We start from the raw sequence: 10,974 nt of genomic DNA, 5'->3' as shown, positions 1-10,974 counted from the left end.
TCCACACTAACGCGATCGCCGGCGGCTGCACCTTCGCCGACGTCACGGTGGACATCCCACTCGCGCAGGTCACCGTGAACAAGATCATCAACGTCCAGGACTCCGGCCGTCTGATCAACCCCAAACTCGTGGAGCAGCAGATCCACGGCGGCATGGCCCAGGGCATCGGCTACGGCCTCTACGAGGAGCTGCAGATCGACCCCAAGACCGCGCGCGTCCTCAACCCGACGCTGCTCGACTACAAGATCCCGACCACGATGGACGTGCCCGACCTCAAGGCGGACTTCGTCGAGAAGCCCGACCCCACGGGCCCCTACGGCAACAAAGCCGTGGGCGAGACGCCCGTCATCAGCCCGGCCGCGGCCATCCGCGACGCGATCCTCGACGCGACGGGCGTCAAGTTCTACGTAGAGCCCATGACCCCTCAGCGACTGTTCGAGGGCTTCAAGGAAGCGGGGCTGATCTAGATGTACGACATCGAATCCCTGTACGAGGCCACGAGCGTGGCCGACGCCTGCCGCGCGCTCGCCGACGACCCGGCGGCCGAGGTCATCGCGGGTGGCACCGACGTGCTCGTCAAGCTCCGCGAGGGCAAGGGCGCGCCCGCGCACCTCGTGTCCATCCACGGCCTTTCCGACGAGCTCGACGGCGTGCGCCTGGCCGACGACGGCACGGTCGAGATAGGCCCCATCACTTGGTTCCACCACGTGACGACCTCGCCCGTCATCCAGGCGACCGTCCCCACCTTGGGCGAGGCCTGCGACACCCCGGGCGGCCCGCAGCTGCGCGTCTCCGGCACCATCGGCGGCAACGTCTGCACCGCTGCCACCTCGGCCGACTCCGCCTCCACGCTCTTCGCCTACGGCGCCCTTCTCGACGTCGAGTCCGTCCGGGGCAAAAGGACCATCCCCATCGAGGAGTGGTACGCTGGCCCCGGTCGCAGCCACAAGGAGCGCGACGAGGTCCTGACCTGCATCCGAATCCCGAAGGACCACTACGAGGGCTTCACCGGTCACTACTTCAAGTACGGCAAGAGGCGCGCCCTCGAGATCACCACCATGGGCTGCTGCTGCCTCGTCAAGCTCGGGGCGGACAAGCGCACGATCGACGACATCCGCCTCGCCTTCGGCGTCGCGGGCCCCACGCCCATGCGCGCGCTCGCGGCGGAGGACGCCGTGCGCGGCACCGACGTGGCCGAGGCGGCCGAGCGCATCGGCGAGCTCGCGCTCGCGTGCACGAACCCGCGCGACTCCTGGCGCGCGAGCAAGGAGTTCCGCATGCAGCTCATCAAGGAGATGTCCAAGCGCTCCCTCATCTATGCGGCGCGCAAGGGAGGGGCTGACCTGTAATGGATATGAGAATCCTGACCTGCACCGTCAACGGCAAGCGCGTCCAGGTGGGCTACGACCCGCGCGAGAGCCTGCTCGACACCCTGCGCAACCGCCTCAACCTCACGAGTGTCAAGCGCGGCTGCGAGGTGGGGGAGTGCGGCGCCTGCACCGTCCTCATCGACGGCGTGGCGACCGACACCTGCCTGTACCTCACCAGCTGGGCCGAGGGCAAGGACATCCTCACCGTCGAGGGCCTGCAGGCGCCCGACGGCACCCTCAACCCCGTCCAGCAGGCCTTCATCGATCAGTTCGCCGTCCAGTGCGGCTTCTGCATCCCGGGCATCATCATGAGCGCGGTCGAGATGCTCAACACCGGCAAGACCTACACCCGCGACGAGATCCGCAAGAACCTCTCGGGCCACCTCTGTCGCTGCACGGGCTACCAGAACGTGATCGACGGCGTCGAGAAGGCCATTGAGATCGTCCACAACGAATGTGGGGCGTAGGCTGGGCCCGTCTCGGCGGCTGGAGGCCCCGCGCCGACCATATAATGGCTGCGTAAGTACTTCTTGTCCGGAGGGACCGCATGAACGATAAAGTAGCCGCCATGATGCCGCTCGTCGACTTCCTCGGCGCGGCGCTCGGCTCGGCGACCGAGGTCGTGCTCCACGACCTCACTGAGCCCGAGTCCTCGGTGGTGAAGATCGTGAACGGCCACGTGTCCGGCCGCAACGTCGGGGCCCCCGCCACCGACTTCGCTCGCAAGATGGCCGACTGCTACGCGGACTCGGACCTCGGCTACGTGACCGACTACGTGTGCAAGACCGTCGACGGCCGGCCGCTGCAGGGCTCGTCCTTCTTTATTCGCGACGAGGGCAAGATCGTGGGCATGGTCTGCGTGAACATCGACCCCAAACCGTTCCGCGACCTCGAGGATTCCATCAACGCCTTCATGGAGGCGTACCGCCACGGCGGCTCGGAGGAGTGCCGCGACACGAACCTCGAGGCCGTGCGCGCCGCCTACAGCTCCTCAAGCGTCGAGACGCTCTCGCTCGGCGGGACCGACACAGGCGTGGGCGAGCAGGTGCACGCCCTGCTCTCGTCGATGGGAAAGACCCCCTCGGAGCTCGACCAGGAGGGGCGGCTCGACGTCGTCCGCAGGCTCGAGGACGCGGGCGCGTTCCTCATCAAGGGCGCGGCCGCGGACGTGGCGACGGCGCTCCACGTGTCGGTGCCGAGCGTGTACCGTTACCTGCAGAAAATTCGGCGCGAGAGCTGACGCGGGCCTCCTCGCGCCGCCAGAAAGAAGGACGCAGCCATGGAAACCAAGTCATTCGTCCTCAAGGGCAACATCTGCTACTCCGTCTCGCCCAAGGAGGTCTCGTGCACCGAGGGCGGCTACCTCGTGTGCGTGGACGGCGTCTCGCGCGGGGTCTTCGCCGAGCTGCCAGACGAGTACTCTGATCTGCTTTTTATTGACTGCGGAGACAAGCTCATCGTGCCCGGCATGTCCGACATCCACGTGCACGCCCCGCAGTACGCTTTCCGCGGCCTCGGCATGGACCTCGAGCTCCTCGAGTGGCTGAACACCCATACCTTCCCGGAGGAGGCCAAGTACAAGGACCTCGCCTACGCCGAGCGCGCCTACGGAATCTTCGCCGACGACCTGCGCCGCAGCCCGACCACCCGCGCCGTCGTCTTCGGCACGCTCCATGTGCCCGCAACCGAGCTCCTCATGGACAAGCTCGAGGCCACGGGACTTATCACCTACGTGGGCAAGGTCAATATGGACCGCAACAGCCCAGATGACCTCGTGGAAGGCACGGACGCCTCCGCCGAGGCCACGCGCCGCTGGCTCGGCGACGTCGCCGGCCGCTACGAGCGCACGTTCCCGGTCCTGACCCCGCGCTTCACCCCGAGCGTGTCCGATCGCCTCATGGAGCAGCTGGCCGACATCGCCCGCGAGGACGGCCTGCCGGTCCAGAGCCATCTTTCCGAGAACCTCTCGGAGATCGATTGGGTCAAGGAGCTCTGCCCCTGGTCGACCTGCTACGGCGACGCCTACGACCACTTCGGCTTGCTCGGGCCAAAGACGGTGATGGCCCACTGCGTCTACTCGACCGACGAGGAGGTCGACCTGCTGCGCCGCACGGGCACTTACGTCGCGCACTGCCCCCAGAGCAACGCACAGCTGGCCAGCGGCATCGCGCCCATCCGACGCTACCTCGACCTCGGCATGAACGTGGGCCTCGGTACCGACGTCGCGGGCGGCGCGGACCTCTCGATGTGGCGCTGTATGGCCGACGCCGTGGCGGTCTCCAAGCTCCGTTGGCGCCTCGTGGACCAGTCCTTGGCGCCTCTTTCCACGCAGGAGGCGTTCTACCTGGCCACGGCGGGCGGCGGCTCGTTCTTCGGCCGCGTCGGCTCCTTCGCGGAGGGCAACGACCTCGATGCCCTCGTGCTCGACGACTCGGGGATCCGCACCCCGCGCGACCTCACGGTCTGGGAGCGCGTCGAGCGCTACGTCTACCTCGCCGAGGAGGGCGGCCGCATCGACCGCAAGTTCGTCGCCGGGCGCGAGGTCGACCTCGGCTAGCGGAGGCGACGGCGACGCCGGAAGCGGGCGCGGGCAGCGGGCGCGGGCAGCAGCTTGGCCAACGGGGCCCGGCCCCGCGGCGCGGCAGGGACCCCCGCCGTTCGCGGGCTTTTGCCCGCGCGGCGCCCTTCCGCGCCCCGCGCATCGAGTATGCTTCTGCTCGGATATGCGACGGGACGCAGAAAGGGAAGCGCATGCTCGACATCATCAACGCGAACGAAGCCCGAAAGCTCGCGGCGGAGGCCTGCCCCGACCGCGAGACCGCCGCGAACGACACGCTCTCCGCCTCCGCGATGCGCTGGGCCATAAAGAACGCCATCGGGCGCACCGACACCCGCATCCGCACCTACTCCAAGTTCGGCCGCACGCACCTCTCGGTCAAGTTCGCCCCGAGCGACATCGACTGCGCCGGCGAGGGCAACTCTTTCTACAACGACCTCGTGGGCAACTCGAACACCTATGTCGCCGACGCGATCTGCGACATCATCTACGGCCGCCCGCAGGACATGATCAGCCCGATCCAGACCGCGCGCCTGCTCAACGAGTACTCCACGCAGCTCGCCCGCTTCGTCCACGACCTCGAGCGGCTGGGCTACGACGTGAGCGTGGGCGACGGCTCCGACAAGGGCAACGGAAAGATGGACGACTCCACGATCATCATCGACTGGGGGAACGGGGCATGACCGCGCCCCGACGCACCAGGCTTAAATGCTCGTTGAGGCCCGCTCGGCGCATGGTTCCCCTGTGCGCGGGGCGGGTCTCTCTTCGTCAAAGCACCTCCACATTGCGTGCGCGTCAAATGCCGGGAACGGCGCGAAAACATCGGTGAGCGTTGCGTTCACGGAAATTAACGCAACGCTCAGCCGACCGGGTAAATCAACCCTTGAATCCGAGCAAACCCATGCTTATATTTGGAAATACAAACTGATTGTTTGCTGACCAAACAAAAAGTCAAAGGCAAGCGACCGGTAAAGGGAACCACCGAAAGAAGGAGAGGCAACGTGAGCGAGAAGATCAAGTGGGCCATCAACGAGATGCCGAAGAGCGATGATGCTCACCTCGGCATCATGTCCCTCGAGAACGTGAAGAAGGCACGCGCCTTCCACAAGAGCTTCCCGCAGTACTCCGTGACCCCGCTCGCGCGCCTGGACGGCCAGGCCGCGCGCCTCGGCCTCGGCAACCTGTGCGTGAAGGACGAGTCCTACCGCTTCGGCCTCAACGCCTTCAAGGTGCTCGGCGGCTCCTTCGCGATGGCCAACTACATCGCCGACGAGACCCACAAGGACGTCGCTGAGTGCACCTACGACTACCTGACCTCCGACGAGCTCGCCCGCGACTTCGGCCAGGCGACCTTCTTCACCGCCACCGATGGCAACCACGGCCGCGGTGTGGCCTGGGCCGCCAAGCGCCTCGGCCAGAAGGCCGTCGTGCACATGCCCAAGGGCTCCACGAAGCCCCGCTTCGACAACATCGCCGCCGAGGGCGCCAAGGTGACCATCGAGGAGGTCAACTACGACGAGTGCGTCCGCATGGCGGCCGCCGAGGCCGACGCCTGCGAGCGCGGCGTCATCGTCCAGGACACCGCCTGGGAGGGCTACGAGAAGATCCCGTCCTGGATCATGGAGGGCTATGGCACCATGGCCTCCGAGGCTTCCGAGCAGCTCCGCGAGATGGCCATCAACCGGCCGACGCACGTCTTCGTCCAGGCGGGCGTGGGCTCGCTGGCCGGCGCCGTCTTCGGTTACTTCACGAACCTCTATCCCGATAACCCGCCCACCTTCGTGGTCGCCGAGTGCGCCCCCGCCGCCTGCCTCTACAAGGGCGCGGCTGCCGGCGACGGCGAGCCCCGCATCGTCGACGGCGACATGCCCTCCATCATGGCCGGCCTGTGCTGCGGCGAGCCGAACATCCTCGGCTGGGACATCCTGCGCAACCACGTGAGCGCCTTCGTCAGCTGCCCCGACTGGGTGACCGCCCGCGGCATGCGCACCCTCGGCGCCCCCGAGAAGGGCGACCCCCGCGTCATCTCCGGCGAGTCCGGCGCCGTCACCACGGGCCTCGTCGAGACCCTCATGCTCGACCCCGAGTACGCCGAGCTCAAGGAGGCCCTGGGCCTCGACAAGACGAGCTCCGTGCTGTGCTTCTCGACCGAGGGCGACACCGACCCCGAGCAGTACCGCCGCATCGTCTGGGAGGGCGAGTACCCCACCTGCTAGCTCACTATTTTGCTAGCCCCTTATCTTGTTACTGGTTGGCCATCGCATAGAAAGGCAAACAATGGCTAAGGATCTGGATTTCGAGCTCATCAAGAAGACCGCCCAGGATTACGGCAAGGACATGACCGCGTTTCTGCGCGCCATGATCTCTCACCCGTCCGAGTCATGCGAGGAGGGCGAGGTCGTGGCCTGCATCAAGGCCGAGATGGAGAAGCTGGGCTTCGATGAGGTCAAGGTCGACGGCCTCGGCAACGTCATGGGCTTCATGGGCGACGGCGACAAGATCATCGCCATCGACTCCCACATCGACACCGTCGGCATCGGCAACCGCGACAACTGGGACTTCGACCCCTACGAGGGCTTCGAGGACGACCAGCTCATCGGCGGCCGCGGCGGCTCCGACCAGGAGGGCGGCATGGCCTCCGCGACCTACGCCGCGAAGATGATGAAGGACATGAACCTCATCCCCGAGGGCTATAAGGTCATGGTCGTCGGCACCGTCCAGGAAGAGGACTGCGACGGCATGTGCTGGCAGTACATCTACAACGTCGACGGCATCAAGCCCGAGTTCGTCATCTCCACCGAGCCCACCGACGGCGGCATCTACCGTGGTCACCGCGGCCGCATGGAGATCCGCGTCGACGTCCACGGCACCTCTTGCCACGGTTCCGCTCCCGAGCGCGGCGACAACGCCATCTACAAGATGGCCGACATCATCGCCGACGTCCGCAAGCTGAACAACAACGGCTGCGACGAGTCCACCGACGTCAAGGGCCTCGTCAAGATGCTCGACCCCAAGTACAACCCCGACCACTATGAGGACGCCCGCTTCCTCGGCCGCGGCACCTGCACCGTCTCCCAGATCTTCTACACCTCGCCGTCCCGCTGCGCCGTCGCGGACTCCTGCGCGATCTCCATCGACCGTCGCATGACCGCCGGCGAGACCTACAAGTCCTGCCTGGCCGAGGTCGAGAACCTGCCCGCCGTCAAGAAGTACGGCGACGACGTCAAGGTCTCCATGTACATGTACGACCGTCCGTCCTGGACCGGCGAGGTCTACGAGACCGAGGCCTACTTCCCGACGTGGATCAACAAGGAGTCCGCGCCGCACGTCAAGGCCCTCGTCGATGCTCACAAGGCTCTCTTCGGCGATGAGCGCATCGGCTGCGAGAAGTCCATGGACAAGCGCGCCGGCCGTCCCCTGTGCGACAAGTGGACCTTCTCCACGAACTGCGTCTCCATCCAGGGCCGCTACGGCATCCCCTGCGTCGGCTTCGGCCCCGGCGCCGAGTCCCAGGCCCACGCGCCCAACGAGGTCACCTACAAGCAGGACCTCCCGACCTGCGCCGCCCTCTACGTCGCTGCGCTGAACCTCTACGATCCGTCCCAGGTCGACGGCTCCGCGACCACCTACCGCGCCGAGCTCACCGACAACGACATCAAGTAGTTTTCTTTGCACCGGGACAGTCCCTTCCCCGTGGAGAGGCTGTCCCTGCACCGCTGTTTCACCTTTAAGCCACTCAATAGGAGAGGAATCAATATGAGCGAGATCCAGAAGTACGTCGACATGCTCGAGGGCCTTGACTTCAAGGGCATGTACGGCGACGACTTCCTGCACACCTGGGACAAGACCACCGACGAGCTGCGCGCCCTCTATGCCGTGGCCGCCGCCCTGCGCAACCTCCGCGAGCGCAACATCTCGTCCAAGATCTTCGACTCCGGCCTGGCCGTGTCCCTCTTCCGCGACAACTCCACCCGTACGCGCTTCAGCTTCTCCAAGGCCTCTAACCTCCTCGGTCTCGAGCTCCAGGACCTCGATGAGAAGAAGTCCCAGATCGCCCACGGCGAGACCGTCCGCGAGACCGCTACCATGATCTCCTTCATGGCCGACGTCATCGGCATCCGCGACGACATGTACATCGGCAAGGGCGACGCGTACATGAAGGAGGTCTCCGAGTCCGTCCAGCAGGCCTACGCCGACGGCGTCCTCGATCACCGTCCGACCCTGATCTCGCTGCAGTCCGACTCCGATCACCCGACGCAGTCCTCCGCCGACATGCTCTACCTCATCGAGGAGTTCGGCGGCCTCGAGAACCTCAAGGGCAAGAAGGTCGCTGTGACCTGGGCTTACTCGCCTTCCTACGGCAAGCCGCTGTCCTGCCCGCAGTCCCTCATCAGCCTGCTGCCGCGCTTCGGCATGGACGTCACCCTCGCTCACCCCGAGGGCTACGATCTGATGCCCGAGGTCGTCGACCGCGCAAAGAAGTACGCCGCCGAGTCCGGCACCACCTTCAAGCAGTCCAACTGCATGGCCGAGGCCTTCGAGGGCGCCGACATCGTCATCCCGAAGTCTTGGGCTCCCTACGTCGGCATGGAGAAGCGCACCAACCTCTACGCCGAGGGCGACGACGCCGGCATCAAGGCGCTCGAGAAGGAGCTCCTCGCCCAGAACGCCGAGCACAAGGATTGGTGCTCCACGACCGACCTCATGGCCAAGACCGCTAACGGCCAGGACACCATCTTCATGCACCCGCTGCCTGCCGACATCTCCGGTGTCTCCTGCGAGCACGGCGAGGTCATGGCCGACGTCTTCGACATGCACCGCGACGGTATGTACAAGGAGGCCTCTTACAAGCCGTACGCCATCGCGGCCATGATGTTCCTCCAGAAGTGCGCCGACCCGGCCGCCACGCTCAAGGCTCTCGAGGAGCGCGCGACCCCGCGCTGGTTCCAGGCCTAAATCAGCGTCTGAGCTCGTCTTTGTTTGAGGGCCTGCGCCTTGGTGGGAAACCGCCGGGGCGCGGGCCCCACTGAATTGCGCCGTTTTTCTTGGCGCCTTAGCCATTATTAGTTTAAGGAGAGGTGCCCTATGGGCAAAAGAATCGTCATCGCCCTGGGCGGCAACGCCCTCGGCAAGAACCTGCCCGAGCAGGCGATCGCGGTCCAGAACACGGCTCGCGCCATCGTCGACCTCCTGGAGCAGGGCAACGAGGTCGTCGTCGTCCACGGCAACGGCCCGCAGGTCGGCATGATCGCCAACGCCATGACCGAGCTTACCCGCTCGGACCCCGAGAAGTACATCCCGTGCCCGCTTTCCGTCTGCGGCGCCATGAGCCAGGGCTACATCGGCTACGACCTCCAGAACGCCCTGCGCGAGGAGATGGAGTGCCGCGGCATCAAGCATGGCGTCACCACCGTCCTGACCCAGGTCGAGGTCGATCCCGATGACCCCGCGTTCAAGAACCCGACCAAGCCGATCGGCTCCTTCATGACGCTCGAGGAGGCCGAGGACCTCAAGGCCAACCGCGGGTACGACTTCGTCGAGGACGCCGGCCGCGGTTACCGCCGCGTCGTCGCCTCGCCTAAGCCCAAGCGCATCGTCGAGCTCGACACCATCGGCAGCCTCGTCGACGCCGACCACGTGGTCATCTGCTGCGGCGGCGGCGGAATCCCCGTCTTCCAGACCCACGTGCACCACCACCTCAAGGGCGCCGCGGCCGTCATCGACAAGGACTTCGCGGCGGAGCTTTTGGCCGAGTCCCTCGATGCCGACTACCTCGTGATCCTCACCGCCGTCGAGAAGGTCGCCGTCAACTTCGGCAAGCCGGACCAGAAGTGGCTCGACTCCCTCACGCCCGACGAGGCCCGCGAGTACATCGGCCAGGGCCAGTTCGCCCCGGGCAGCATGCTCCCCAAGGTCGAGGCCTGCGTCAAGTTCGCCGAGTCCAAGCCGGGCCGCAACGCGCTCATCACGCTGCTTGACCGCGCGGCCGACGGCATCGCCGGCAAGACCGGTACCGTCGTTCATGCGTAGCGCGTCTTTGCGTGTATAGTACGAGTTAAGCGTTATTGTGGCGGCAAGGCAACGCTTGCCGCCGCTTTATTCAGAAAGACTCGGCCACTGGAAGGAGGAGGCGCGTGAGGCCGGACTTGAGGGCATACCTTCTCGGCGACGAGGGCTCGCGCGCCTTCGGCCCCGGCCCGCGCGAGCTCCTCCACCGCATCGAGGAGACGGGCAGCCTGCGGTCTGCAGCCGCGAGCATGGGCATGGCCTACACCAAGGCGACGCGCCTGGTGAAGACCGCCGAGGCTTCCTTCGGCTTCAAGCTGACCGAGCGTACCATCGGCGGCGCCGGCGGGGGAGGAAGCCGTCTCACCACGGAGGCGCGCGACCTTCTTGGCCGCTACGAGGCGTTCGAGCACGCCTGCGTCGACGACCTGCGGCGGAACTTCAACGAGTGCTTCTCGGGCTTCTGCGACGTTCCGCGCGTGGGTTGTGTCGTCATGGCCTCCGGGCTCGCCCGCCGCTTCGGCTCCCAGAAGCTCGTCGAGCCGCTCGTCGGCGTGCCGGTGCTCGAGCGCACGCTCTCGGCTTTGCCGGACGATCTCCTGGACATCGTCGTGGTCACGCGCTCCGAGGAGGTCGAGGAGCTCTGCGAGACCGTCGGCGTGCGCTGCGTCCTGCACTCCGGCTCGCACCAATCCGACACGATCCGCGAGGGGCTGAAGGCCTTGCCGGGCGTCCCCGCGTGCCTCTTTGTGCCGGGTGATCAGCCGCTACTGCGGGAGGAGAGCGTCCGCGCTCTCGTCGCCGATTTCCAGACGCACCCCGGCTCCATCGTGCGGCTGGGGTGGCACGGCTCGCCCGCGAGCCCGATCCTGTGGCCGAACGAGGAGCTGCCCGCGCTCGCCGCTCTCGAGGGCGACCAGGGCGGAAGCGCGCTTTTGGCCCGCAGGCAGGAGCTCGGCGTCCGCGTCCGCGTCGTCGAGGCCCAAAGCGAGCTCGAGATTCATGATGTGGACACGAGGGAGGACCTCGAGCTGCTCGAGG

11 protein-coding genes are annotated in these 10,974 nt (G+C 66.3%); all 11 read left to right on the top strand.

Features of this window, described 5'->3' with window-relative positions; translation table 11 throughout:
- Positions 1 to 467, top strand: a 467-nt coding sequence (locus ACT84W_RS03275; protein ID WP_444328195.1) for a molybdopterin cofactor-binding domain-containing protein, incomplete at its 5' end; no start/stop codon positions are given.
- The gene (gene xdhB, locus ACT84W_RS03270; protein WP_417575078.1) at positions 468 to 1,349 is read left to right on the top strand and encodes a xanthine dehydrogenase subunit XdhB; all 882 of its coding nucleotides are present in this window, start codon (positions 468 to 470) and stop codon (positions 1,347 to 1,349) included.
- Positions 1,349 to 1,837, top strand: coding sequence for a xanthine dehydrogenase subunit XdhC (gene xdhC, locus ACT84W_RS03265; RefSeq protein ID WP_417575077.1), 489 nt, complete (start codon positions 1,349 to 1,351; stop codon positions 1,835 to 1,837). The genes xdhB and xdhC overlap by 1 nt, the downstream gene beginning before the upstream one ends.
- Positions 1,838 to 1,917: 80 nt before the next feature.
- Positions 1,918 to 2,610: a helix-turn-helix transcriptional regulator gene (locus ACT84W_RS03260; protein ID WP_417575076.1), complete on the top strand. Its 693-nt coding sequence runs from the start codon at positions 1,918 to 1,920 to the stop codon at positions 2,608 to 2,610.
- 39 nt (positions 2,611 to 2,649) lie between these two features.
- Positions 2,650 to 3,927 carry an amidohydrolase family protein gene (locus tag ACT84W_RS03255; protein WP_444328194.1) on the top strand — a complete coding sequence of 426 codons (1,278 nt, stop codon included), beginning with the start codon at positions 2,650 to 2,652 and terminating at the stop codon, positions 3,925 to 3,927.
- Positions 3,928 to 4,121: 194 nt separating this feature from the next.
- Positions 4,122 to 4,610: a hypothetical protein gene (locus ACT84W_RS03250; RefSeq protein WP_417575074.1), complete on the top strand. Its 489-nt coding sequence runs from the start codon at positions 4,122 to 4,124 to the stop codon at positions 4,608 to 4,610.
- Positions 4,611 to 4,928: 318 nt separating this feature from the next.
- Positions 4,929 to 6,143 carry a diaminopropionate ammonia-lyase gene (gene dpaL, locus ACT84W_RS03245; protein ID WP_444328193.1) on the top strand — a complete coding sequence of 405 codons (1,215 nt, stop codon included), beginning with the start codon at positions 4,929 to 4,931 and terminating at the stop codon, positions 6,141 to 6,143.
- Between the two features lie 61 nt (positions 6,144 to 6,204).
- Positions 6,205 to 7,590: a YgeY family selenium metabolism-linked hydrolase gene (locus ACT84W_RS03240; RefSeq protein ID WP_444328192.1), complete on the top strand. Its 1,386-nt coding sequence runs from the start codon at positions 6,205 to 6,207 to the stop codon at positions 7,588 to 7,590.
- A gap of 93 nt (positions 7,591 to 7,683) precedes the next feature.
- Complete coding sequence (gene ygeW, locus ACT84W_RS03235) at positions 7,684 to 8,883, top strand: knotted carbamoyltransferase YgeW (protein ID WP_417575058.1); 1,200 nt, start codon at positions 7,684 to 7,686, stop codon at positions 8,881 to 8,883.
- 129 nt (positions 8,884 to 9,012) lie between these two features.
- Positions 9,013 to 9,957, top strand: coding sequence for a carbamate kinase (arcC, locus tag ACT84W_RS03230; protein ID WP_417575059.1), 945 nt, complete (start codon positions 9,013 to 9,015; stop codon positions 9,955 to 9,957).
- A 104-nt stretch (positions 9,958 to 10,061) separates the two neighbouring features.
- The coding region (locus tag ACT84W_RS03225; protein WP_444328191.1) for an NTP transferase domain-containing protein at positions 10,062 to 10,974 on the top strand (913 nt) is incomplete at its 3' end.

This window comes from Paratractidigestivibacter sp. (assembly GCF_052362415.1).
Classification (GTDB): Bacteria; Actinomycetota; Coriobacteriia; order Coriobacteriales; family Atopobiaceae; genus Paratractidigestivibacter.
Note: the sequence above shows the minus strand (reverse complement) of the source record. Positions and strands in the feature narration are given on the sequence as shown.

What these genes read in the sequence shown, in the direction of transcription:
- xdhB (WP_417575078.1), top strand. Translation starts at nt 468, where the DNA reads ATGTACGACATCGAATCCCTGTACGAGGCCACGAGCGTGGCCGACGCC.
- xdhC (WP_417575077.1), top strand. Translation starts at nt 1,349, where the DNA reads ATGGATATGAGAATCCTGACCTGCACCGTCAACGGCAAGCGCGTCCAG.
- ACT84W_RS03260 (WP_417575076.1), top strand. Translation starts at nt 1,918, where the DNA reads ATGAACGATAAAGTAGCCGCCATGATGCCGCTCGTCGACTTCCTCGGC.
- ACT84W_RS03255 (WP_444328194.1), top strand. Translation starts at nt 2,650, where the DNA reads ATGGAAACCAAGTCATTCGTCCTCAAGGGCAACATCTGCTACTCCGTC.
- ACT84W_RS03250 (WP_417575074.1), top strand. Translation starts at nt 4,122, where the DNA reads ATGCTCGACATCATCAACGCGAACGAAGCCCGAAAGCTCGCGGCGGAG.
- ACT84W_RS03240 (WP_444328192.1), top strand. Translation starts at nt 6,205, where the DNA reads ATGGCTAAGGATCTGGATTTCGAGCTCATCAAGAAGACCGCCCAGGAT.
- ygeW (WP_417575058.1), top strand. Translation starts at nt 7,684, where the DNA reads ATGAGCGAGATCCAGAAGTACGTCGACATGCTCGAGGGCCTTGACTTC.
- arcC (WP_417575059.1), top strand. Translation starts at nt 9,013, where the DNA reads ATGGGCAAAAGAATCGTCATCGCCCTGGGCGGCAACGCCCTCGGCAAG.